Consider the following 24,143-nt stretch of genomic DNA (forward strand, 5'->3'; position numbering starts at 1 on the left):
CTGTGGGAGAGTAGGACGCCGCCGAACAATCTTTGTGGGGAGGCCCCGCACCGTATGGTGCGGGGCCTTTCTGCGTTTGAGGGTAAGCCCTGATGGTGGGAAAGCCCTGTGTGGCAAGCCCCGTTGGGAACTTCGGTTCCCGGCGGGGCTTTTTTGCGTTGTGCCCGTGCGCCGTGTTGTTCCCGTGCACCTTTCAGTACGGCGGTCAGAGGTAGGTACGCTCGAAGGCATGCGCTATGGCCTGATCATTTTCGATAATGACGGTGTCCTTGTGGACAGCGAGCCGATCTCGAATCAGATCCTTGCCGCCTGTCTGACGGAGTTGGGCCACCCGACCACGTACGAGGAGTCATTGCGCGACTTCATGGGGGGATCCGTGCAGCGGGTGCGCGACGTGGTGCGGGAGAGGAGCGGCCGGCCGCTGCCGGAGGACTTCGAGATCGGCTTTCATACGCGGGTTTTCGAGGAGTTCCGTCGGCGGCTGACGGCCGTGCCGGCTGTGGGGACGGTGCTGGAAAAGCTCGCCGCGGACGGCGTGCCGTACTGCGTCGGGTCGTCCGGGAGCCATGAGCGGATTCGGGTGGCGCTGACGAAGACCGGGCTGTTCGACCGGTTCGGAGAGGGCCGGATCTTCTCGTCGCAGGATGTCGGGCGGGGGAAGCCGGCGCCCGATCTGTTTCTGCACGCAGCCCAGGAGATGGGCGTCGAGCCGGGCCGGTGTGCGGTGGTCGAGGACAGCCCGCTGGGGGTGCGGGCGGCGGTGGCTGCGGGGATGGATGTGTACGGGTTCACCGCGATGACGCCGGCGGAGGAGCTGGCGGGGGCCGGTGCCACCGCGCTGTTCACCGATATGGCGGAACTGCCCCGGTTGTTGCTGTAGGGATGTCGTCCGTATGAGGGGAGGCCGGCTGGATGAAGGAAGGGACGAGGGGATGTCGTCCGGATGAGCGGTTGCTGACCTTTCGTATGTCAGTGGGAATTGGTCGCGTGATCCATCTACCCAGTGGTAGCCGGGAGTTCTAGGCTGACCGGCCATGACGGACCCACAGGCACCAGGAGCGCGGCTGCGGCACGGCCGGGTCTCGCTTGCCCTCAGCTTCTGCGTCCAGGGTGTGGTGTTCGCCCTGCTGGTGACCCGAATACCGGCGATCCAGGTGCGGTACGGGATCTCGGACGGGCTGCTGCCGGTCTTCCTGGCGGCGGTTCCGGTGCTCGCCGGGGCCGGCAGCGTCGGTACCGAGCACCTGGTCAAGCGGGTGCGGCCCAGTGTGGTGCTGCGGTGTGCGCAGCCGGTGGTGTGCCTGGCGTTGCTGGCCGTCGGCTCGGTCGGTTCCGTGGCGCAAGTGGCCGCCGCGCTCGGGGTGTTCGGGCTGTCGGTGGGCGCCCTGGACGCGTCGATGAACATGCTCGGGGTGAGCCTCCAGCGGGCGTACGGGCGGAGCATCATGCTCGGCTTCCACGCCGCGTACAGCCTGGGCGGGATCGTGGGCGCCTCGCTGGCGTGGGCGGGCGCGCACTGGACGTTGTCGCTGGCGCTGCTGTACGGGCCGGTGGTGGCTCTCCTGGTACCGCTGGCGCTGGTCGTGGGCCGGTGGTTCGTGGACGGCGACGAGCGGGCGGCGACCGGGGGCGCGGCGGGGGCGAAGGCGGGGACGCCGGTCGCCATGCGGCTGCTGCTGCCGCTGTGCCTGGTGATGGCGTTCGCGTACATCGGGGACTCGACGGTCTCCAACTGGAGCGCGAAGTATCTGCAGGACGTCCTGGGCAGCTCGGAGCAGCTGGCGACCGTGCCGTACAACGTCTACATGGTGACGACGCTGCTGGGACGGACCGTCGGGGACCTGGGGGTACGGCGCTTCGGGCCGGTTGCGGTGGTGCGGACCGGGGCGGTGGTGGCGGCGGCCGGCTTCGCGGTGGTGGCGGCGGCGCCCGGGGCGTGGGTGGGGATGGCGGGGTTCACACTGCTGGGGCTCGGGCTGTGTGTGATCGTGCCGCAGACGTTCGCCGCGGCGGGGCGGCACGCCTTCGAGCAGCACGGCCCGGGGGCTTCGGACACGACCGTCGCGCGGCTGAACATCTTCAACTATGTGGGCTTTCTGATCGGCTCCCCGCTGGTGGGCGCGCTCGGCGACGCATGGAGCTATCGCGGGGCGATGCTGGTGCCGATGACGCTGGTCCTGGTGACGTTGGTCCATGCCCGCTCGTTCGGGTCTGCTCCGGCCCGATACGGTGACGACCATGAGCGGTCGCGCACAGCTGATGTGGGACGAGGCGGTAACGGGCTATGACTTCGGGCCGGGGCACCCGATGGACCCCGTCCGGCTCGCCCTGACCATGCGTCTGGTGGAGGCGTACGAGCTCGACCGCGGGCCGCTGGAGGTGGTCGCGGCCAAGCCGGCCGGGGATTCCACGCTGCGGCTGGTGCACCGCGAGGACTACATCGAGGCGGTCCGCCGGGCCTCCGCCGACCCCGATTCCGCGGATGGCGCGTACGGGCTGGGGACGCCGGACGACCCGGCGTTCGCGGGGATGCACGAGGCGTCGGCGCTGATCGCCGGGCAGTCGGTGGGGGCCGCGGAGGCGGTCTGGCGCGGTGACGTGCTGCACGCGGTGAACTTCGCCGGCGGGTTGCACCATGCGATGCCGGGCGGCGCGTCCGGCTTCTGCATCTACAACGACGCGGCGCTGGCGGTCGCCCGGCTGCTGGAGCTGGGGGCCGAACGGGTGGCGTACGTGGATGTGGACGTGCACCACGGCGACGGCGTCCAGGCGGCGTTCTGGGAAGACCCGCGGGTGCTGACGATCTCGCTGCACGAGCATCCGCGGACGCTGTTCCCGCAGACCGGCTGGCCGGAGGAGACCGGCGGGCAGGGCGCGGAGGGCAGCGCGGTGAACGTGGCGCTGCCGGCCGGCACGGGCGACGCGGGCTGGCTGCGGGCCTTCCACGCGGTGGTGCCCGAGCTGCTGACGGCGTTCCGGCCGCAGGCGCTGGTCACCCAGCACGGCGCGGACACCCACTTCGAGGACCCGCTCGCGCATCTCGCGGTGAGCCTGGACGCGCAGCGCGCGGTGGCCGAGTCCTGCCATGCGCTGGCCCACGAGCATGCGGACGGCCGCTGGGTCGCGCTCGGTGGCGGCGGCTACGAGGTCGTGGACGTGGTGCCGCGCAGCTGGACGCATCTGACGGCGATCGCGGCGGGCCGGCCGATCGACCCGACCTCGATGGTGCCGCCGGCCTGGCGGCACGAAGTGTTCCGCAGGACGCGGCAGTTGGCGCCGCAGCGGATGACGGACGGGCGGACGCCCTCCTGGCGGGACTTCGCCGAGGGCGGTTACGACCCGGCCGACCGGCTGGACCAGGCGGTGCTGGCCACCCGCCGGGCGGTGTTCCCGGCGCACGGGCTGCTGCCGTAGGGCGGCGCCGGGTACGGGCGGCGGGCCTTTGCGGCGCGGTCCCCGGTGCCGTCCGGCGCCGGTGCCCCCAGATGTGTGACTACCCGTCGGTTAGGGCATTGGCCCCCCGGTCAACGGGTCAGCATGGGGCCCGTGTTGGGCACCGGTGCGCTGCGGGCGCACCTGATCGAGGCGCGGCTCGCGGGGACGATCGCGACCGTGCGGGAGAAGAGTCTGCGGCGCTATCGGCTCTTCTCGGCGCGCGATCCCCGGGTATTGCTGGGGCTCGATCCGGAAGGGGACTGGGCATTCGGTGAAGTTCTGCGACTGATGGGACAGGAGTGCGGGATTTCGGTCGATCCCGCGCACACTTCAGGCCCTGATGTGATCGATCCAGATCGTACGATCGCGGGGCTGGACCGTTTCGCGGACCGGGTCGGCGTGGCGGCCCGCCGACGGGTGCCGGTGCTGCTCGGCACCGGGCATCCGCACCGGCTGCTGGAGTTCTACGCCGCGCTTGCAGACGCCCTCTCGTCGGCGGGCTGCCCTGTCCTCACCCCTGCGTATGGCCACCGTGTCGACATAGCGACCCAGTTCGGCGTACGCACCGGGGTCCTCGATTACGTACGGGGAGTCGCGGTGATGCGCGAAACCGGCGTGCGGGGCGCGGCCGGTACCGGGGGCGCGCACACCCATTCCCCGCTCCCCGTACGGACCGCTCTCGATGCCGCGGCGGCGGCCGCGGAACCGCTTCCCGCCCTGGTCATCGGGGACCACGGCTGGGTCTGTGGGGCAGGTCAGCTGGGTATCGAGGCCATCGGTCTGGCGGACACCGACGACCCGGCGCTGTTCGTCGGGCAGGCGGAGGGGCGGGTGTCGGCGGTGGTGCCGCTCGATGACGGGGTAGAGGCTGTTCACTATCGCCCCCTGACGCGGTATGTACTGGATCGGGCACGTCTGTCCCGGTAGGCGGTCGGTCGCTGCTCCTCTTCCCCACTCGCATCACCCGCCCCTAATCTGGGGAGTGAACGCATGGCGACGAAGAGTCACCGGAGGGGAAGCCGGTGACCGTCTTATGCGGAAGGTGCAGGTGTGTGATGGCTGCGGACCAGAAGCCTCTGAACGAGGTTGTGTTTTTGACAGTGGCGGAAGTCGCCACGGTGATGCGAGTGTCGAAGATGACCGTGTACCGCCTGGTGCACAGCGGTCATCTGCCCGCGATCCGCGTGGGGCGGTCCTTCCGGGTGCCGGAGCAGGCGGTCCACGACTATCTCCGTGAGTCGTTCGTGGGGGTGGAATCGGCCTGACGGGCCTTTGGAGACCCTCGGATTACGCCGTACGCCCGGCGCCGGGTAGGCTGGCCCGATGTAGGTAGTGTGGGCTCGGACGCCCCGCACCGAGTGATTCGAAGTGAGCGAGGGTAGTCGTGGGCTCTGTTATCAAGAAGCGGCGCAAGCGGATGGCCAAGAAGAAGCACCGCAAGCTGCTCAAGCGCACCCGTGTTCAGCGTCGTAACAAGAAGTAAGCGACGCTGATCGCGATTTCGCGGCCCCTTATCGCCTCTGGGCGATAAGGGGCCGCGGCGCTTGTGTGGGCCGTATGGACGGTGGTCGTACGCAAATGTCGTTACGGGCATCGTGCGGTCATCACCGCGCAACACCGACCGGCTAGCGTGAGCCGGACAGCTCGGCTCGGCTGGCAGCCGCTGTGGGAAGGAGGGCTGATCTTGGGCAACGTCGTGCTCGTCACGGGAGCCGCACGGCAGCTGGGGGGCCGGTTCGTCCGCAGGATCCAGCGTGATCCCGACGTCGACCGGGTGATCGGGGTCGACGCCGTGCCACCGGAGCACCATCTGGGCGGTGCCGAATTCCTCAAGGCCGATATCCGGCATCCGGCGATCGCCAGGGTCCTGGCGGAGACCGGCGTCGACACCGTCGTCCACATGGACATCAACGGCACGCCCCTGGGCAGCCGCGGCAGCCGGGCCTCCGTCAAGGAGACCAACGTCATCGGGACCATGCAGCTGCTCGGCGCCTGCCAGAAGTCCCCGAACGTCCAGCGCGTGGTCATCAAGTCCAGCACCAGCGTCTACGGCTCCGCACCCCGCGACCCGGCCGTCTTCACCGAGAACACCCCACCCAAGTCGCTGCCCAGCGGCGGCTTCGCCAAGGACACCGTCGAAGTCGAGGGGTACGTACGCGGCTTCGCCCGGCGCCGGCCCGACGTGGCGGTGTGCGTGCTGCGCTTCGCCAACATCCTCGGCCCGTGTGCGGACTCCCCGCTCGCCGAGTACTTCTCGCTGCCCGTGCTGCCGACCGTCCTCGGCTACGACCCCCGGCTCCAGTTCGTCCACGAGGAGGACGCGATCGAGGTGCTGCGGATCGCCGCCGCGGCGCCGCGCCGGGGCACGCTCAACAGCGGCACCTTCAACATCGCCGGCGACGGCGTCCTGCTGCTCTCGCAGACCTCCCGGCGGCTGGGGCGGCCCACGCTGCCGCTGTTCCTGCCGACGGTGACCTGGGCCGGTACGGCGCTGCGGTCCATCGGCATCACGGACTTCTCCCCGGAACAGATCCGGATGCTCACGCACGGACGGGTCGTCGAGACCTCGCAGATGCGCGAGACACTGGGGTTCCACCCGCAGTACACGACGGCGGAGACCTTCGCGGAATTCGCCCGCAGCCGCGGACCCGGGCTGCTGCCGCCCGAGTCCCTCGCCCGCACCGTCGACCGGCTCGCCGGCGTGCTGACCGCACGCGGTGGCCCGACCCAGTGAGGAGTTCACCCACGATGGCGGACGCCAAGGTCATTCCCTTCGGCGAGGAACCCCGGGCGCGCCGGAAGGCCAGGCGGGCCGGGCGCGGTACGGCGCTGGCGCCCGTACCGGAAGCGCGCACGGATCCGGAGTCGGCGGCACCCCCGCCGCCGAGCACCGGCCGCACTCTGGACGAACGGATCGCGGGCGGGCTGAACTTCCTGCGCCGGCGGATCACCGGCGACTACGAGGTCGACGACTTCGGCTACGACAAGGAGCTGACCGACCAGGTCCTGATGTCGTTGCTGCGGCCGTTCTACGAGAAGTACTTCCGGGTCGAGGTGAAGGGCCTGGAGAACATCCCGTCCGAGGGCGGCGCGCTGGTCGTCGCCAACCACTCCGGGACGCTGCCGCTGGACGGCCTGATGCTCCAGGTCGCGGTGCACGACAACCACCCGGCGACGCGCCATCTGCGGCTGCTGGCGGCCGACTTGGTGTTCGTGCTGCCGGTGATAAACGAGCTGGCGCGCAAGGCCGGGCACACCCTCGCCTGTGCCGAGGACGCCCAGCGGCTGCTGGAGCGCGGCGAGATCGTCGGGGTGATGCCGGAGGGCTTCAAGGGCATCGGCAAGCCCTTCGCGGACCGCTACAAGCTCCAGCGCTTCGGGCGGGGCGGCTTCGTCTCGACGGCGCTGAAAGCCGGGGTGCCGATCGTGCCGTGCTCCATCGTGGGCGCGGAGGAGATCTACCCGATGATCGGGAACGCCAAGACGCTGGCGCGGGTGCTGGGGCTGCCGTATTTCCCCGTCACGCCGACGTTCCCGTGGCTGGGGCCGCTGGGGGCGGTGCCGCTGCCGACGAAGTGGACGATCCAGTTCGGCGAGCCCATCGCGACGGACGGCTTTCCGCCCGAGGCCGCGGACGATCCGATGCTGATGTTCAACCTGACCGACCAGGTCCGGGAGACGATCCAGCACACCCTCTACAAGCTGCTGGTGCAGCGGCGCTCGGTGTTCTTCTGAGGGAAGGACCGGAAGAACACCGAGCGCGCGGCAGCTGCCGTACGGGTGCCGTACGGGCCGTACGGGGTGCTACCTGGGCGACTCCTCGCCGTCGATGCCCAGACCGGGAAGCAGCCCTGGCAGCAGCGGCGGGAGGGTGACGTCGGGCCGGCCGATGGCGTCCTTGCCATGGCTGCCGTCGTGCGGGGACGGACTGCCGCCCTTGCCGGGTGGGTTGAGCAGACCGCCCGTATTGCCGCCGAGCAGGCCCTCGTGCTCCTGGGAGGGCGACGCCGACGGGCGGGGCGGCTGGGAGCCGCTGCCCTGGGCCTCGGTGCCCGTATCGCCGTTCTGCGGCGACGGGCGGCTGTCCCCGCCGGCCGCGGTGCCCCCGCCGGCGGATGTGCCGCGGTGGTGACTGCGGCTGTCCGGGCCCGACGGCAGCAGCGGGCCGACCTCGTCGTCTATGGCGGCGAAGACCGAACTGACCTGGTCGCGCACGTCCATGAGCTGCACCGGGAGCTTGTCGCGCAGCTGCGTCCAGGTGTGGCGGTGCGACCGGGTGAAGGAGTTCAGCGCCTGGATGGGGCCGAGCGAGCCGTTGCGCTCGTACGCGGCGTGCAGCAGGCGGTGGCCTTCGCCCGCGTCGTGCCGGACGCCGGAGAGGGCCTTGCGGACCTCGCCGAGCGCTTCGTGGTCGAGGCTGGCCGCCCGGCCGCGCTCCATCAGGCGACGGGCTTCCAGCATGCGGGTGGAAGCCTGGTCGAGATAGAGCTGCCCGCGGTCGGAGTCGTCGTCGGCAAGGGTGAGCCGGAGGTCCTCCATGCCGCGCTTGAGGCCGTAGAGCGAGTCGCCGGGAAGGGCGTCGGTGCTGGCCGCGGCGACGCCGCTGAAGGCTCCGGCGGCCACGCCGACCGTCAGTCCGCCCGCTGCCAGCCCCTTGGACAGACGGGAGCGCGGGCGCAGCCGGCCGATCGCTTTGCCGGCGCGGTGCGTGCCCCCCCGTTCGCGTTGCTCGGGCACCCGGGCGTCGCCGGACGTGGCGCCTTCGGCGAAGGCGGCCTCCATCGCTGCGATGAGCTGGGCGCGCTGGACAGTCTTGACCTCGGCGGCCATTTCCGGCCTCGGGAGCTCCCCGAGGCCGTCGGCGACCGCCAACAGCCGTGCTTCTCCCGGCACCTGCGCCGGATTGTCGACCTGGTCCTCGGTCGCCGCGCCCTTGAGCTCCTGCTCGTCCAGGGCCTGGGCGAAGGCGTTGGCCCGCCGGTGCACGGAGACATTCGCGATCACGGGCGGCACCTCCTCTCGTCATCCCGCTCGGCTCCCCGGACTGGCTTGGACTATCCAGACGGGCCGGATGGTTGCACGCCTTGTCCGGGCCACTCGATCGAGTGAGGGGCGGCGGACATGGCGTGACCGCTTGGAGCCTGCATTCCGCACAACGAGCGGCTCGGCACTCGGGTTACGCACTCACGATGATCTGACCGACCGGGCATGACCGGTCACCAACGGTGAGCGGTTGAGGGGGTGTTGGGGGTGGCGGAGGGGTGCTGGGGGTCAGCGGGCGTCTTCGGGGAGGAGCCGCGCCAGGGTGCGGACGGCCCGGTACTGGAGGGTCTTGATCGCGCCCTCGTTCTTGCCCATGACGCGGGCGGTCTCGGCGACCGAGAGGCCCTGCAGGAAGCGAAGGGTGACGCATTCCTGCTGCTGGGGGTTGAGCTTGCGTACCGCCTCCAGCAGGGCGGCGTTGGAGAGCGATTCGAGGACCGAGTCCTCGGGGCTGCGCTCGACCTCGTTGGCGTCGAGCATCTCTCCGGTGGTGACTTCCAGGCGGAAGCGGGAGGACTTGAAGTGGTCGGCGACGAGGTTGCGGGCGATGGTCACCAGCCAGGCGCCGAAGTCGCGCCCCTGCCAGGTGAACGTGCCGATGCGGCGCAGGGCGCGCAGGAAGGTCTCGCTGGTGAGGTCCTCGGCCGTGGCGCGGCCCCCGACCCGGTAGTAGATGTAGCGGTAGACCGTGTCGGCGTACTGGTCGTAGAGGCGGCCGAAGGCGTCGGCCTCGCCGGCCTGGGCGCGTTCGACGAGGTCCATCATGCGGCGGCTGTCGCTGTCGGCGGGGCGCCGCGCGGTGGCCGCACCGGTGCCGGCGCGGCGGGTTCTGCCGGCGGTAGCGGCCTTGCCGACCGCAGCGCTCCCGTCGGCCAGGGCGTAGCAGGGGCCGGCGGGGATGGCTGAGGCGAATGCGGGGACGGCGTACGCGGTGGGGACAAAACTGCGCAGGTGGTCGACGAGCGTCGTACGCAGCGTAGCCAGGCCCGAGGCGTCAACCCCGACGTGTGGGTACACGGGACTCCCAGAGGCAGAGCTTCCATCACGTGCAGTGCGGGACCGTTCACTCGTCGTAGGGACGTGTGGGTTCCGGATTGCGTCTGAGGAGAATAACGCTTCGTACAGGCAGCGCTACACCCAGTTGCTCAAATCATCGATTACTTACGTTCCGTGTCCGGTTGGTGGCGGATCAAGTATCGAATATTGAGCAACTACTGATCGGAAGGGAGCGCAATCTGCCTGGTTGGAAGGCGTGTTGTGGCTAACCGGCAGGAAAGGGACTGACGGGGCGGCGGCGGGGGTAGGGAGTGCGGTTGGCCCGCCGCGTCGCCCGGTGATCAGTGCTGGTCAGCGGCGGCGGCGCTGGAGCGCGACCGCGGCCGCCGCGCCGCCCGCGAGGGCACCCACACCGGCGGCCGCCGGGATGCCGATCCTGACGGCCTTGCGCCCCGTTCGGTAGTCGCGCAGCCGCCACCCCTGCTCCCGGGCGTGCTTGCGCAGTCGGGTGTCGGGATTGATCGCGTAGGGGTGGCCGACCAGCGACAGCATCGGGATGTCGTTGGCGGAGTCGCTGTAGGCGGCGCAGTGGGACAGCTCCAGGCCCTCGGCGGCGGCCAGCGCGCGGACCGCCTCGGCCTTGGCCGGGCCGTGCAGCGGCTCGCCCACCAGCTTGCCCGTGTAGACCCCGCCCACCGACTCGGCGACGGTGCCGAGGGCGCCGGTCAGGCCCAGCCGGCGGGCGATGATCGTCGCGGTCTCCACGGGGGCGGCGGTGACCAGCCAGACCTTCTGGCCGGCGTCGAGGTGGGCCTGGGCGAGCGCGCGGGTGCCGGGCCAGACGCGCTCGGCCATGTACTCGTCGTAGATCTCCTCGCCGATGGACATCAGCTCGGCGACGCGGTGGCCCTGGACGATGGACAGGGCGCTGTTGCGGACGTCCGCCATGTGCTCGGAGTTCTCGCCGGCCAGCCGGAAGTAGATCTGCTGCCAGGCGAAGCGGGCCAGGTCGCGCTTGTGGAAGAAGTGCCGTTTGTACAGGCCGCGGCCGAAGTGGTAGAGCGCGGCGCCCTGCATGACGGTGTTGTCGAGGTCGAAGAAGGCGGCGGCCGCCTCGTCCCCGGCGACCGGGAACTCGGGCTCGGCCGGGGCGACCTCCTCCGGTGGCGCCTCCTGGGAGGACTTCCGGGCGGCCTCGGCCGCGGCCTCGCCGGCCAGCACGCTGCGTGCGGTGGCGGGTCGTCTGCGGCGGGTGAACCATCCCGCTGAGAAGTGCGCTCCGGCGGGACTTTTGGCGGGGCGGTGGGCGGGCGACGGGCGGGCCATGCGGCTAGCGTAGCCAGTTTGTTCGGTGCAGCCGGTTACGGGCGCGTGTCAGGCGACCCCTGGCCTGCCGACGGATGCGTTACGGCCAACCCGCGGGGCCGTTTTCCGCGGGCCGTACAGGGTCCGTACGGGGCTTCGCGGGGGTGTGGGGCGCTCAGGCGCCCAGTGCGGTGCGCAGCCGCTGGGGGTCCACCCGCCAGAAGTCGTGCTGGGCGCCGTCGACGAGGACGACCGGAATCTGTTCCCAGTACTTGTGGTGCAGCTCGGCGTCCTCGGTGATGTCCTTCTTCTCCCAGGACGCGCCGGTCTCCGCGCAGACCTTCTCGATCACCGCCTGCGCGTCGTCGCACAGATGGCAGCCCGGCTTTCCGATGAGGGTGACCATCCGGTCGGCGGGGTTCTTGCGGGGGGCGCGGCCGATTGAGCCGAACAGGGGAGCCATGGGGCCATTGTGCCGGTTCGCAGCGGTGCCGCCGGGACGGCCGGTCGATTATCATCGATGGGCGATTTATAGGTTTCCGGGGGTATGGCGGTGAGGAGTGAGGGCGCGTGCTCCCGTCGGTGCTGCCGCGGAATGCCGGTGGCGCGAGTGAACGGTGTGACGTGGGAGTTGGTTCCGCGAATGCCTGTAAAAGCCGCGTGACCCCTATCACTTTGGCCGGACAAAGCGGACACTATCTTTGTGCACGCGTTCACAAAGACATAGCCTGCAGAAGACGGGGCGGTCGGGTTTCTCGCGGCCGCCTGCAGCCCCGCTCTACCCGCAGGAGCACCGTGGCAACTGGCCGAACTCACCGACCGGCGACCCGAAGCCGAGGCATCCCCGAGGCCACCGTCGCCCGGCTACCGCTGTATCTGCGCGCACTGACCGCGCTCTCCGAGCGCTCGGTCCCCACGGTCTCGTCCGAGGAGCTCGCGGCCGCGGCGGGGGTCAACTCCGCGAAGCTGCGCAAGGACTTCTCCTACCTCGGCTCCTACGGGACCCGGGGCGTCGGGTACGACGTGGAGTACCTCGTCTACCAGATCTCGCGGGAGCTCGGCCTGACCCAGGACTGGCCGGTCGTCATCGTCGGTATCGGTAATCTCGGCGCCGCGCTCGCCAACTACGGCGGGTTCGCCTCCCGCGGCTTCCGGGTCGCCGCGCTGATCGACGCCGACCCGGCCATGGCCGGCAAGCCGGTCGCGGGTATCGCGGTCCAGCACACCGATGAGCTGGAGCACATCATCGAGGACAACGGCGTGTCGATCGGCGTCATCGCGACGCCGGCGGGCGCGGCCCAGCAGGTCTGTGACCGGCTGGTCGCCGCCGGGGTCACCTCGATCCTCAACTTCGCGCCGACCGTGCTGACCGTCCCGGACGGGGTGGACGTCCGCAAGGTCGACCTGTCGATAGAGCTGCAGATCCTCGCCTTCCACGAGCAGCGCAAGGCGGGCGAGGAGACCGGTCACGAGAGCGCGGCGCCGGCCCCGGTGGCCGACGCCGGCGCCGTCGCGGCCGACCGCAAGGGACCTGACGGGGACGTCCCCGCCGTGATGCCGGCATGAACGAGCCCACCACCGGACGGCGCACCCCGTGCGTCCGCCGTGCCTCGCGGAGTGAGGTGCGAGCATGAGCCTTCTCGTCGTCGGGCTGAGCCATCGCAGCGCGCCGGTGAGCGTGCTGGAGAGGGCGGCGCTCGCCCCTGAGGCGCGCGGCAAGCTGCTCCAGGACGCGGTGTCGGCCGAGCCGGCCACCGAGTCCGCGGTGCTCTCCACCTGCAACCGCATCGAGCTCTACGCCGACGTGGACAAGTTCCACGCCGGTGTCGCCGAGCTGTCCACCCTCCTGGCCCGCCACAGCGGCGTCGGCCTGGAGGAGCTGACCCCTTATCTCTACGTCCACTACGAGGACCGCGCCGTCCACCACCTCTTCTCGGTGGCCTGCGGCCTGGACTCGATGGTGGTCGGCGAGGGCCAGATCCTCGGCCAGATCAAGGACGCGCTGGCCGTCGCCCAGGAGCAGCACACCGCCGGGCGGCTGCTCAACGACCTCTTCCAGCAGGCCCTGCGGGTCGGCAAGCGCGCGCACAGCGAGACCGGGATCGACAAGGCCGGCCAGTCGCTGGTCACCTTCGGCCTGGAACAGCTCGCCGGCGGCGCCGATGTCGCGCGGTGGGCGCGCGGCCGGCGGGCGCTGGTGATCGGCGCCGGCTCGATGTCCTCGCTGGCCGCCACCACCCTCGTACGGAACGGCGTCGGCGAGCTCGTCGTGGCCAACCGCACGGTGGCGCGCGCCGAGCGGCTCGTGCAGATCCTCACCGAGCCGGGCGGACCGGGCGCCGGCACCGGGCTGACCGCCCGCGCGGCGGCGATGTCCTGTGTCGACCACGAGCTCGCGGTCGCCGACATCGTGGTCTCCTGCACCGGGGCGGCCGGGCTGCTGCTGACCGGCGCCCAGGTCGAGACCGCGGTCCGCGGACGCGACAGCGATGTGTACCTGCTCGACCTGGCCATGCCGCGCGACATCGACGCCGCGGTGCACCGGATCGAGGGCGCGCACCTCGTCGACATCGAGACGCTGGCCGACGCGTCCGCCACCGGGTCGGACCAGCCGACGCCGTCGGCGGGGCCCATGGCGGCCGACGTGGACAAGGTGCGCGGCATCGTCTCCGACGAGGTCGCCGCCTTCGGCGCCGCGCAGCGCGCCGCGCACATCACCCCCACCGTGGTCGCCCTGCGCACCATGGCGGCGGACGTCGTCAGCAGCGAGATCGCCCGGCTCGACGGCAGGCTTCCCGACCTGGACGACAAGCAGCGCGCGGAGATCACCCAGACCGTCCGCCGGGTCGTCGACAAGCTCCTGCACGCGCCCACCGTGCGGGTCAAGCAGCTCGCCAGCGAGCCCGGCGGCGCCGGATACGCGGACGCGCTGCGGGAACTCTTCGACCTCGACCCCCAGACGGTCGCCGCCGTCAGCAGGGCCGACACACGTGCCGACCGGCACGACGCAGCACGGGAGCGGGCATGACTGACAGCACGATGAAGGCCCTGAGACTGGGGACGCGGCGGAGCAAGCTCGCCATGGCCCAGTCCGGTCAGGTCGCCGAGACGGTGCGCGAGTTGACGGGTCGCCCCGTCGAGCTCGTCGAGATCACCACCTACGGTGACACCTCCCGTGAGCACCTCGCGCAGATCGGCGGCAGCGGCGTCTTCGTCTCCGCGCTGCGCGACGCGCTGCTCGCCGGCGAGATCGACTTCGCGGTCCACTCGCTCAAGGACCTGCCGACGGCACAGCCCGAGGACCTGGTCCTGGCGGCCATACCCGTGCGCGAGGACCCCCGCGACGCGCTGATCGCCCGGGACGGGCTCCGGTTCGAAGAACTCCCGGACGGCGCGCGCGTGGGGACCGGGTCCCCCAGGAGGATGTCGCAGCTCAACGCCTGGGCCAGGGCGCTGGGCAAGCGCATCGAGACCGTCCCGATACGCGGGAACATCGACACCCGGATCGGCTTCGTCGAGAAGGGGGAGCTGGACGCGGTCGTCCTGGCCGCCGCCGGACTCACCCGGATCGGCCGGATCGACGTGGCGACGCAGCTGCTGTCGCCCGACATGGTTTTGCCCGCCCCCGGCCAGGGGGCACTGGCGATCGAGTGCGCCGCCGACCGAGCGGACCTCATCGCCGCGCTCGCCGAGCTCGACGACCCGGTCACCCGGGCCGCCGTGACCGCCGAGCGTTCCCTGCTCGCCGCCCTGGAGGCCGGCTGTTCCGCTCCCGTGGCGGCACTGGCCGACCTTTCCCCAAGCTCTCGGCTGTGCTCGAGCAGGGGAGGCCCCAAGGCTGACGAGCAGGCTGTCACCGAAATGCACCTGCGCGGTGTCGTCGGCACGACCGACGGCAGCGCGGCGGTGCAGCTGTCCACCACCGGGCACGTACCTGCCTCTCTTGACGACGAATCGGTCCCGCTCACCATGGGCCGGGAACTCGCCGCCGAGATGCTCGCAAAGGGTGCGGCCGGTCTTATGGGGGAGCGAGCACTTTGAACCCCACCGTCCCAAACCACTCCGCCTCCGGTCAGGTCACCTTCCTGGGTGCCGGGCCGGGAGACCCGGGACTGCTGACGTTGCGTGCTGTGGAGGCGCTGGCCTCCGCGGACGTACTCATCGCCGACCCGCAGGCCCTGGACGTCGTGCGCGTGCACGCACGCGCACAGGTGGACACGCCACTGCAGGCGTCACCTGACGAGGCGTCAATCCCCGCCGACATCCCCACCCTTAGGGACACCGCCAATCTTGTCATGGCGGCCGCCCGCGCGGGCAAGCGGGTCGTGCGAGCGGTGACCGGGGATCCCGGGCTCGACGGCTATGTCGCCGAGGAGATGCTGGCGTGCGCCGCTGAGGGGATCGTCTTCGAGGTGGTGCCCGGCGTGGCCGCCGCGGTCGGCGTGCCCGCGTACGCCGGTGTGCCGCTGCGCGACGCCCAGGGCACCGACGTGCGCTTCATCGACGCCCGCAGCGCCGACGACCGCTGCTGGGCCGAGCTGGGCACCAGCGACGCCACCGCGGTGGTCTCCACCACCCTCGACTCGGTGGCCGCCGCCGCCGGCGAGTTGGTGGCCGCCGGCCGCAAGCCGGACACCCCGCTGACCGTCACGGTCGCCGGCACCACCACCCGGCAGCGCACCTGGACGGCGACCCTCGGGTCCGTCGCCCAGGTGCTGAAGGCCGCCAAGGTGCTGCCGTCGCCGGACGGCGGGCAGCCGGTCATAGCCGTGGTCGGTGAGCGCTGCGCGGCAGCGCAGCGGGACCAGCTCTCGTGGTTCGAGAACAAGCCGCTGTTCGGCTGGCGGGTGCTCGTACCGCGGACCAAGGAGCAGGCCGCGTCGCTCTCCGACCAGCTCGTCGCGTACGGCGCGGTGCCGCACGAGGTCCCGACCATCGCCGTCGAACCGCCGCGCACCCCGCAGCAGATGGAGCGCGCGGTCAAGGGCCTGGTCACCGGCCGCTACGAGTGGATCGCCTTCACCTCGGTCAACGCCGTCAAGGCCGTCCGGGAGAAGTTCGAGGAGTACGGGCTCGACGCCCGCGCGTTCGCCGGGATCAAGGTCGCCGCGGTCGGCGAGCAGACCGCCAAGGCGCTGGTCGCCTTCGGCGTGAAGCCGGACCTGGTGCCCGGCGGCGAGCAGTCCGCGGCCGGGCTGCTGGAGGACTGGCCGCCCTACGACCCGGTCTTCGACCCGATCGACCGGGTGTTCCTGCCGCGCGCCGACATCGCCACCGAGACGCTGGTGGCCGGCCTGATCGAGTTGGGCTGGGAGGTCGACGACGTCACCGCCTACCGGACCGTGCGCGCCTCGCCGCCGCCGGCCGAGACCCGCGAGGCGATCAAGGGCGGCGGCTTCGACGCGGTCCTGTTCACGTCCTCGTCGACCGTGCGGAACCTCGTCGGCATCGCCGGCAAGCCGCACAACGTGACCGTGATCGCCTGTATCGGCCCGGCCACCGCCAAGACCGCCGAGGAGCACGGGCTGCGCGTCGACGTGATGTCGCCCGAGCCGTCGGTCCACAAGCTGGCCGAAGCCCTCGCGGACTTCGGCGCGGCCCGGCGCGACGCGGCGGTCGAGGCCGGGGACCCGGTCACCCGCCCCAGCGAGCGGCGGCCCGGCTCGCGCCGGCGGGCCCGTAGCTGACCGGCGGTACGTACAGCTCTGAAGGGCGCCTCTTTCCGGGGCGCCCTTCCGCTTGTCCGGGGTGCCCCGGACCCGGGGTTGTGCGGCCCGGCCGGCCGACGCCACGTCGGCAAAGGCGGGTGCGGGGCGGGCGTAGCGTGGGTGGCATGACGAAGTACGGAAGCTTCCCGGGCGCGCGACCGCGACGGCTGCGCACCACCCCCGCCATGCGGCGGATGGTCGCCGAGTACCGCCTGCATCCGGCCGACCTCATCCTGCCGGCGTTCGTACGGGAGGGCATCGCCGAGCCGGTGCCCCTCGCCGCGATGCCGGGCGTCGTCCAGCACACCCGCGACACCCTGCGCAAGGCCGCCGTCGAGGCGGTCGAGGCCGGGGTCGCCGGAATCATGCTGTTCGGCGTGCCGGACGACGCGAACAAGGACGCGGCCGGTACGGCGGGCACGGACCCCGACGGCATCCTCCAGCTCGCCATCCGGGACGTACGGGCGGAGGTCGGCGACGACCTCGTCATCATGTCGGACCTGTGCCTGGACGAGTACACCGATCACGGGCACTGCGGGGTGCTGGACGCCGCGGGCCGGGTCGACAACGACGCGACCCTGGACCGGTACGCCGAGATGGCCCAGGTCCAGGCCGACGCGGGCGTCCATGTCGTGGGCCCCAGCGGCATGATGGACGGTCAGGTCGGTGTCGTCCGGGACGCGCTGGACCAGACCGGCCATGAGGACGTCTCGATCCTCGCCTACACCGCGAAGTATTCCTCGGCGTTCTTCGGCCCGTTCCGCGAGGCGGTGGGATCGTCGCTGGTGGGCGACCGCAAGACCTACCAGCAGGACCCCGCCAACCTCCGCGAGTCGCTGCGCGAGCTGGCGCTCGACCTGGAGGAGGGCGCCGACATGGTGATGGTCAAGCCGGCGCTGCCCTACCTCGACGTACTGGCGAAGATCGCGGACGCGGTGGACGTACCGGTCGCCGCGTACCAGGTCTCCGGCGAGTACGCGATGGTCGAGGCCGCCGCCGAGAAGGGCTGGATCGACCGCGACAAGGCGATCCTGGAGTCCCTGACCGGCATCAAGCGGGCCGGTGCCGACATGATCCTCACGTACTGGGCGACGGAGGTCGCGCGGCGGCTGCGCGACTAGCCGGCGCCGACGGCGGTTCCGCGACCGCGCCGGCACGTTCCGCAGGAGGTGTCAGGCGCAGTCGCGGACCGGGTCGTCATGCGTGATGACGCAGACGAGGCGGGCACCGCGCCGCTTGCCGTACCGCTGGAGGAGCGCGGTGCGGAACTCCCGCCACTGGCGGCGGGATTCGGTGATGGCGCCGTGCACCGCCCGATCGAAGTTCCCCGCGGCTTGGCCGCGTACGGTGCCGGGAGCGCTGGTCGCGCCCGAGACCGGGTCGATGGACCCTTCGTCCTTGTTGAGGTCGGCGTGCGTGACGCGCCGGGAACAGGCGCCGACCAGGAGTGAGAAGCAGCCCGTCGTCAGGCTCCGTGGAATCGCCCATGGCTGGGGAGGCCGGGGCACGGCGAGATCCAGCAGCGGTGACGGCGCGGAGCGGCCCAGGCCCGGGGGATTGGCCGGGCCGACCGGGCGGGACGGGTCGCTGCGATCCGTCCAGTTGCTGTGCGCGTAGAAGTCCTGGACTCCGTGCAGGGCGCGGCCGAACCCCTCCACGGCCTCGCACTTGGCCCGGCCGCCCAGGCCGAGCGTGAAGGTGCAGTCGCTCCGCAGCCGCGTCTCCGAGGCCGTGACGCGGCCCCGGGCATCGAGCGTGCCGCCGGCCGCCGCGATCCCCTGTCGGAAGCGCGCTTGCAGGTGGGCGATGCAGCCGCGCAGCGCCTCGGTGGCCTGCCGCCGGCTCCGCGGATAGCCCCTCGCGTCCAGATAGTCCGCGTTGTCGCAGTGCGCGGCGGAGTCGAGGGTCTCGTCCGAGTCCGGCGCGCCGACCGCGCCGAACGTCCATCTGTGCCCGGCGAGTTGATCGAGGGAGCGCGGCTCGAAGCAGGAGCCGTCGGAAGGGACCCCCGGAGCGCAGGCCAGCGCCGCCCGGGTGATCCGCTCGTGCTCCGCGTGCTGCCCGAACGCGTTGACCGTCCCGAAGGCGTCGGCGGGCCCGGCGGTCGCCAGCAGCAGAGCGGGAGTGACCACGGCCGTTGCCAGGAAAGCAGGCAGCCTGCGCCTCGTCGTGTTACGCCCCCGCACGTGCAGCCCTCTTGGTTCCGTGGTTCCCCATGCCCGCCCCGGGCCGACGTCCAAGTTTAAACGGCCAGGTCGGGAGGGTGTTCCGGGCTGGCCGGCGGGCCGGGGCGGATGCGGTGAACGCCGCCCGGCCAGGGGTGCGAGGGACTCGTGCGTGCGGCCCTGGGGCCGGGCCAGGTCCTTACAGGCGCTCGGGCGTCCGGATCCCCAGCAGTGCCATGCCCTGGTGCAGCGTGCGGGCGGTCAGGTCGCACAGGAAGAGGCGGTTCTCCACCTGCTCCGGGGTGTCCGCCTTCAGGACCGGGCACTGGTCGTAGAAGGTCGTGTACAGCGAGGCGAGTTGGTAGAGGTACGCGGCGAGCTTGTGCGGTGCGTACTCCGCCGCCGCCTCGGCGACGGTGTCGCCGAACGCGTCCACGTGCAGGCCCAGCGCCCGCTCCGCCGGGGCGAGCGCCAGCTCCGGGTGCGCGACCGGCTTCGTCTCGCCGGCCTTGCGCAGGATCGACTGGATACGGGCGTAGGCGTACTGGAGGTAGACGGACGTGTCGCCGTTGAGGGACACCATCTGGTCCAGGTCGAACTTGTAGTCCCGGCTCGGCGACGTCGACAGGTCCGCGTACTTCACCGCGCCGATGCCGACCTGAGCGGCCCGCTCCCGGATCTCGTCCTCGGTGAGGTCCTGCGCCTTCTCGCGCACCACCTCGGCGGCGCGCTGCGCCGCCTCGTCGAGCAGGTCCTCCAGCCGTACCGTCTCGCCCGCACGCGTCTTGAACGGCTTGCCGTCCGCGCCGAGGACCGTGCCGTAGCCCATGTTGTGGGCGGTGACCTGGTCGTTCAGCCAGCCCGCCCGGCGGGCCGTCTCGAAGACCATCCGGAAGTGCAGCGACTGGCGGACGTCCACGACGTACAGCAGCGTCGTCGCGCCCAGGTCGGCGACGCGGTTGCGGATCGCCGACAGGTCGCTGGCCGCGTACCCGAAACCGCCGTCCGCCTTCTGCACGATCAGCGGGACCGGCTTGTCGTCCTTGCCCTTGATGTCGTCGAAGAAGACCACGAGCGCGCCTTCGGAGCGGACGGCGACGCCCGCCTCCTCCAGCATCCGGGCCGTCTCGGCCATCATGTCGTTGTACGCGGACTCGCCGACGATCTCCTCGTCGCGGATCTCCATGTCCAGCTTCTCGAAGACCGAGTAGAAGTAGATCTTCGACTCGTCCACGAACCGCTGCCACAGGTCGCGCGTCTCCCGGTCGCCGGACTGCAGCGCGACGACCCGCTTGCGGGCCCGCTCCTTGAACTCCTCGTCGGAGTCGAAGACCGCGCGCGACGCCTTGTAGACCCGGTTCAGGTTGCTCATCGCCTGCTCGCCGTCGGTGTCGGCGGCCGGGGCCAGCTGGTCCGGGTTCTCGATCAGGTACTGGATGAGCATGCCGAACTGCGTGCCCCAGTCGCCGATGTGGTGGCGGCCGATCGTCTTCTCGCCGGTGAAGTCCAGCATGTTGCGCAGCGCGTCGCCGATCACCGCCGACCGCAGGTGGCCGACGTGCATCTCCTTGGCGACGTTCGGCTGCGCGTAGTCGACGACGGTCGTGCCCGGGGTGTCCTTGCGCGGCACGCCCAGCCGGTCGTCGGCGGCGCGCGCGGCGAGGGTCCTGACGATCGCCGCGTCGGCGACGGTGATGTTGAGGAACCCGGGGCCGGAGACCTCGACCTCCTTGAGGAGGCCGTCGGCGCCGATCGTGTCGACGACCTTGGCGGCCAGCTCCCGCGGGTTGCCCTTCAGCTTCTTGGCCAGCGCGAGCATGCCGTTGGCCTGGAAGTCGGCCCGGTCGCTGCGTCGCAGCAGCGGGTCCGCGGCGCCGGCCTCCGGCAGGGCTGCCGAGAGGGCGTCCGCGACGCGCTGGTTGACCGTAGCTGCGAGGGAAGGGACCGAGGCCATGGAGAGAGCACTCTCTTCTAGGAGGAGTCGTTGCCGTAGGAGGAGTCGTTGCCGGGGAAAGGGTTTGCCACCGAGTATCCCACGGCACTACCACTGAATTTCCGTCCGGCGGGTGTCTGGGACAATGGCTCTGTCAGGCTTCTGTGCGTCCAGGCTCATCGACGCCGTGTCGCGGCCCAGGGGCCGTCCGGCCGTGACCCATCGGACGGGCCCCGGCACCGCGGGGCCGGACGGCGCACCACAGCGCAGCGGAAAAGCACCAGGAAGAGGAAGGGCCGATCGTGGCTCAGCAGAGCACCGAGACCGACTGGGTCTCCAGGTTCGCGGACGAGGTCATTGCCGAGGCGGAGCGCCGCGCCCCCGGCAAACCGGTCGTCGTCGCCTCGGGCCTGAGCCCCTCCGGCCCGATCCACCTGGGCAACCTCCGCGAGGTCATGACCCCGCATCTGGTCGCGGACGAGATCCGCCGCCGCGGGCACGTGTGCGTGCACGTCCTCAGCTGGGACGACTTCGACCGCTACCGCAAGGTCCCGGCCGGCATCGACCCGTCCTGGGCGGAGCACATCGGCAAGCCGCTGACGTCCGTGCCGGCCCCGCCCGGCAGCCCGTACGGCAGCTGGGCCGAGCACTTCAGGGCGGCCATGGAGGAGGCCCTGGCAGAGCTGGGGATCGAGTACCGCGGCGTCAGCCAGACCGAGATGTACACCTCCGGTGCCTACCGCGAGCAGGTGCTGCACGCGATGAAGCACCGCACCGACATCGACGCCGTCCTGGACCGCTACCGCACCAAGGACAAGGCCACCGGCAAGCCGAAGAAGCAGCAGAAGCCGGAGGCCGCCATGGATGCGGCCGAGCTGGAGGCCGCCGAGGGCTCCGGCGCGGCCGGCGAGGACGACGGCAGCGCGGGCGGTGCGGGCTACTTCCCGTACAAGCCGTACTGCACGGTCTGCGAGAAGGACCTGACCACGGTCACCTCGTACGACGACGAGACCACCGAGCTGGCCTACGAGTGCACCGCCTGCGGCCACTCCGAGACCGTGGTGCTGCGCGAGTTCGACCACGGCAAGCTGGTCTGGAAGGTCGACTGGCCGATGCGCTGGGCCTATGAGGGCGTGGTCTTCGAGCCGTCCGGTGTCGACCACTCCTCGCCCGGCTCGTCGTTCGTCGTCGGCGGCCGGATCGTCCGCGAGGTGTTCGGCGCCGACCAGCCGATCGGCCCGATGTACGCCTTCGTCGGCATCAGCGGCATGGCCAAGATGTCGTCGTCCAAGGGCGGGGTGCCCACCCCGGGCGACGCGCTGAAGATCATGGAGGCGCCGCTGCTGCGCTGGCTGTACGCCCGCCGCAAGCCCAACCAGTCCTTCAAGATCGCCTTCGACCAGGAGATCCAGCGGCTCTACGACGAGTGGGACAAGCTGGCGGCCAAGGTCGCGGAGGGCACCGCGCAGCCCGCGGACGCCGCGGCCTACACCCGGGCCATCGGCACCGCCGCCGGCGAACTGCCGCGCACGCCGCGCCCGCTGCCGTACCGCACGCTGGCGTCCGTCATGGACATCACCGCGGGCCATGACGAGCAGACCCTGCGCATCCTGAGCGACCTCGACCCGGAGAACCCGGTCACGTCCCTGGACGAGACCCGGCCGCGGCTCGACAAGGCCGAGTACTGGATCACCACCCAGGTCCCCGCCGACCAGCGCACCATCGTCCGCGACGAGCCCGACGCGGAGCTGCTGGCCACCCTGGACGAGCAGGCCCGCGGTTCGCTGCGGCTGCTGCTCGACGGGCTGGACGACCACTGGTCGCTGGACGGTCTGACCACCCTGGTCTACGGCGTCCCGAAGGTCCAGGCGGGCCTCACGCCGGACGCCAAGCCGACCCCGGAGCTGAAGGCCGCCCAGCGCGCGTTCTTCGCCCTGCTCTACAACCTCCTGGTCGGCCGCGACACCGGGCCGCGGCTGCCCACGCTGCTGCTGGCGGTGGGCGCCGACCGGGTGCGGAAGCTGCTGGCCGGCTGAGCGCGCGGCGCACCGCCCGCGATCGGGGCCGGCCCGGGGAGACACACCCCGGGCCGGCCCCGGTCCGTTTCCCGGGTGGAGGCCGGCTCTACGGGATGTACTCGGCCTCCAGCTCCATGCGGATGCGGGCCCGGAACTCCCGGACGAAGCCGCGCAGATAGCGCTCGCTGAGCGGCCCGCCGTCCCGGCCCGTGTACCCGTAGAACTCCAGCAGATAGCGGCCGAACTGCCGGGAGTCCGGGAAGTCGTTCTTCTCCGCCACGTACTCGCGGAACGCGGCGAAGTACTTCTCGTCGCGCGGAGCGTCGTCCGGGATATCCGGGATATCCGGGATATCCGGGATATCCGGGATAGCGGAGGTCTCGGCGATGTCCGGGACGTCTGGGATGTGTGGGGCGTCTGGGACGTCGGCGGGATCGGGGAAGTCGGGGCGGCCGCCGGGTACGCCCTGCGGGGCGGTCTCCGCGACCGCCCGCGGGCCGCCGTCGGTGCGGGCGCCGGGCAGACCGGCCCCCGCACTCCCCAGCGGACGGCTGCGCCCCGGCCCCACGGGAACGGTCAACTGGGGCGCGGCAGCGGGGAGTTCGTACTCCGCCTCGGGAGCGGGCCCCGGATCGGGTGCTGCCACGGGCGCGGACGCTGATTCCGGTACGGGCGCGGGTTCCGGTACGCGGGCGGCTTCCACCGCGGGCCGCGGAACGTCCACCGCAGGCCCGGGCGCGTCCGGTACGGCTTCGGCGGCACCGTCCTGGGCGGCGTCGCCGACCCTCTCGTCCCGTACGGGCGCCGGCAGCGCGATCCCGGCCGCCGCCAGCCCCGCCGGCGCCGTCTGCGCGAGCGGTACGCCGTACCGGGCCAGCCGCAGCGGCATCAGCGACTCGACGGGGGCCCGGCGGCGCCAGGCGCGTCCGTAGCGGGCGCGCAGCCGTGCCTGGTAGACGAGGCGGTCCTGTTCGAGCTGGATGACCTGGTCGTAGGAGCGCAGCTCCCACAGCTTCATCCGGCGCCACAGCCGGAAGGTGGAGGGGAAGGCGAGCAGCCAGCGGGTGAGCCGGACGCCCTCCATGTGCTTGTCGGCGGTGATGTCGGCAATGCGGCCGACGGCGTGCCGGGCGGCCTCGACGGCGACGACGAAGAGCAGCGGGATCACCGCGTGCATGCCGACGCCCAGCGCGTCGGGCCAGGCCGCGGCCCCGTTGAACGCGATGGTCGCGGCGGTCAGCAGCCAGGCCGTCTGGCGCAGCAGCGGGAAGGGGATGCGGATCCAGGTGAGCAGCAGGTCCAGGGCCAGCAGGACCACGATCCCGGCGTCGATGCCTATCGGGAAGACGACTGCGAAGGCGCCGAAGCCCTTCTTCTCGGCCAGTGCGCGCACCGCGGCGTAGGAGCCGGTGAAGCCGATGGCCGCGATCAGGGCTGCCCCGGCGATCACCACGCCTATCAGGACGCGGTGCGTGCGGGTCAACTGGGCGGTCTGTGTCGCGGACACCCGCGGTCCCTCCCCGGACTCGGCGAATTGGCG

At 71.4% G+C, this 24,143-nt stretch carries 21 protein-coding genes; 14 read left to right on the top strand and 7 right to left on the bottom strand.

The genetic code is table 11. The features are described 5' to 3' along the window. Positions 1–229 precede the first annotated feature (229 nt). The 8 genes from ACO1BR_RS30365 to ACO1BR_RS30400 all read left to right on the top strand — a co-directional run bounded on the left by ACO1BR_RS30365 (position 230) and on the right by ACO1BR_RS30400 (position 7,170). Positions 230–880, top strand: a complete 651-nt coding sequence (locus ACO1BR_RS30365; RefSeq protein WP_426798300.1) for an HAD family hydrolase — start codon at positions 230–232, stop codon at positions 878–880. A gap of 154 nt (positions 881–1,034) precedes the next feature. Then, positions 1,035–2,288, top strand: coding sequence for an MFS transporter (locus tag ACO1BR_RS30370; RefSeq protein ID WP_426798301.1), 1,254 nt, complete (start codon positions 1,035–1,037; stop codon positions 2,286–2,288). After that, complete coding sequence (locus ACO1BR_RS30375) at positions 2,239–3,414, top strand: acetoin utilization protein AcuC (RefSeq protein WP_426798302.1); 1,176 nt, start codon at positions 2,239–2,241, stop codon at positions 3,412–3,414. The genes ACO1BR_RS30370 and ACO1BR_RS30375 overlap by 50 nt, the downstream gene beginning before the upstream one ends. 132 nt (positions 3,415–3,546) lie before the next feature. Continuing rightward, positions 3,547–4,362 (top strand): phosphatase, encoded by an 816-nt coding sequence (locus ACO1BR_RS30380; RefSeq protein WP_426798303.1) that lies wholly within the window; start codon positions 3,547–3,549, stop codon positions 4,360–4,362. Positions 4,363–4,490: 128 nt separating this feature from the next. Further along, on the top strand, positions 4,491–4,700 hold the full coding sequence (locus ACO1BR_RS30385; protein WP_033271009.1) for a helix-turn-helix domain-containing protein: 210 nt from the start codon (positions 4,491–4,493) through the stop codon (positions 4,698–4,700). A gap of 119 nt (positions 4,701–4,819) precedes the next feature. Continuing rightward, entirely contained in the window at positions 4,820–4,918 is a 99-nt protein-coding gene (locus tag ACO1BR_RS30390; protein ID WP_003948845.1) for a 30S ribosomal protein bS22, read from the top strand. A 201-nt stretch (positions 4,919–5,119) separates the two neighbouring features. Then, the gene (locus ACO1BR_RS30395; protein WP_426798304.1) at positions 5,120–6,169 is read left to right on the top strand and encodes an NAD-dependent epimerase/dehydratase family protein; all 1,050 of its coding nucleotides are present in this window, start codon (positions 5,120–5,122) and stop codon (positions 6,167–6,169) included. A gap of 14 nt (positions 6,170–6,183) precedes the next feature. After that, positions 6,184–7,170, top strand: coding sequence for a lysophospholipid acyltransferase family protein (locus ACO1BR_RS30400; RefSeq protein ID WP_426798305.1), 987 nt, complete (start codon positions 6,184–6,186; stop codon positions 7,168–7,170). Positions 7,171–7,239: 69 nt separating this feature from the next. On the opposite strand, the gene ACO1BR_RS30405 is transcribed toward ACO1BR_RS30400, so the two are convergent. The 4 genes from ACO1BR_RS30405 to ACO1BR_RS30420 all read right to left on the bottom strand — a co-directional run bounded on the left by ACO1BR_RS30405 (position 7,240) and on the right by ACO1BR_RS30420 (position 11,242). Beyond that, positions 7,240–8,439 (bottom strand): DUF5667 domain-containing protein, encoded by a 1,200-nt coding sequence (locus ACO1BR_RS30405; protein WP_426798306.1) that lies wholly within the window; start codon positions 8,437–8,439, stop codon positions 7,240–7,242. Between the two features lie 267 nt (positions 8,440–8,706). After that, positions 8,707–9,495, bottom strand: a complete 789-nt coding sequence (locus ACO1BR_RS30410) for an ECF subfamily RNA polymerase sigma factor, BldN family (RefSeq protein ID WP_426798307.1) — start codon at positions 9,493–9,495, stop codon at positions 8,707–8,709. Between the two features lie 330 nt (positions 9,496–9,825). After that, positions 9,826–10,695, bottom strand: a complete 870-nt coding sequence (locus tag ACO1BR_RS30415) for an HAD family hydrolase (RefSeq protein WP_426798366.1) — start codon at positions 10,693–10,695, stop codon at positions 9,826–9,828. Between the two features lie 259 nt (positions 10,696–10,954). Next, complete coding sequence (locus ACO1BR_RS30420) at positions 10,955–11,242, bottom strand: glutaredoxin family protein (protein WP_426798308.1); 288 nt, start codon at positions 11,240–11,242, stop codon at positions 10,955–10,957. Positions 11,243–11,574: 332 nt separating this feature from the next. Here ACO1BR_RS30420 and ACO1BR_RS30425 point away from each other — a divergent pair, with 332 nt between their 5' ends. The 5 genes from ACO1BR_RS30425 (at position 11,575) to hemB (ending at position 17,608) form a co-directional block, all read left to right on the top strand. Beyond that, positions 11,575–12,345, top strand: coding sequence for a redox-sensing transcriptional repressor Rex (locus ACO1BR_RS30425; protein WP_426798309.1), 771 nt, complete (start codon positions 11,575–11,577; stop codon positions 12,343–12,345). A gap of 64 nt (positions 12,346–12,409) precedes the next feature. Continuing rightward, positions 12,410–13,807: a glutamyl-tRNA reductase gene (locus tag ACO1BR_RS30430; protein WP_426798310.1), complete on the top strand. Its 1,398-nt coding sequence runs from the start codon at positions 12,410–12,412 to the stop codon at positions 13,805–13,807. Further along, positions 13,804–14,820: a hydroxymethylbilane synthase gene (hemC, locus tag ACO1BR_RS30435; protein WP_426798311.1), complete on the top strand. Its 1,017-nt coding sequence runs from the start codon at positions 13,804–13,806 to the stop codon at positions 14,818–14,820. The genes ACO1BR_RS30430 and hemC overlap by 4 nt, the downstream gene beginning before the upstream one ends. Continuing rightward, on the top strand, positions 14,817–16,466 hold the full coding sequence (locus ACO1BR_RS30440) for a uroporphyrinogen-III synthase (protein ID WP_426798312.1): 1,650 nt from the start codon (positions 14,817–14,819) through the stop codon (positions 16,464–16,466). Before hemC ends, ACO1BR_RS30440 begins: the two co-directional genes overlap by 4 nt. 146 nt (positions 16,467–16,612) lie before the next feature. Beyond that, positions 16,613–17,608, top strand: coding sequence for a porphobilinogen synthase (gene hemB / locus ACO1BR_RS30445; RefSeq protein ID WP_426798313.1), 996 nt, complete (start codon positions 16,613–16,615; stop codon positions 17,606–17,608). Between the two features lie 51 nt (positions 17,609–17,659). On the opposite strand, the gene ACO1BR_RS30450 is transcribed toward hemB, so the two are convergent. Beyond that, positions 17,660–18,619, bottom strand: a complete 960-nt coding sequence (locus ACO1BR_RS30450; protein ID WP_426798314.1) for a CinY protein — start codon at positions 18,617–18,619, stop codon at positions 17,660–17,662. Positions 18,620–18,851: 232 nt separating this feature from the next. Next, entirely contained in the window at positions 18,852–20,606 is a 1,755-nt protein-coding gene (gene argS / locus ACO1BR_RS30455) for an arginine--tRNA ligase (protein WP_426798315.1), read from the bottom strand. A gap of 281 nt (positions 20,607–20,887) precedes the next feature. Between argS and lysS the strand changes: the two genes are divergently transcribed. Next, entirely contained in the window at positions 20,888–22,621 is a 1,734-nt protein-coding gene (gene lysS / locus ACO1BR_RS30460; RefSeq protein ID WP_426798316.1) for a lysine--tRNA ligase, read from the top strand. An 88-nt stretch (positions 22,622–22,709) separates the two neighbouring features. On the opposite strand, the gene ACO1BR_RS30465 is transcribed toward lysS, so the two are convergent. Continuing rightward, positions 22,710–24,110: a DUF2637 domain-containing protein gene (locus ACO1BR_RS30465; RefSeq protein WP_426798317.1), complete on the bottom strand. Its 1,401-nt coding sequence runs from the start codon at positions 24,108–24,110 to the stop codon at positions 22,710–22,712. Between the last annotated feature and the right edge of the window lie 33 nt (positions 24,111–24,143).

This window comes from Streptomyces sp. YGL11-2 (genome assembly GCF_050054615.1).
In the GTDB taxonomy this organism is placed as follows: domain Bacteria; phylum Actinomycetota; class Actinomycetes; order Streptomycetales; family Streptomycetaceae; genus Streptomyces.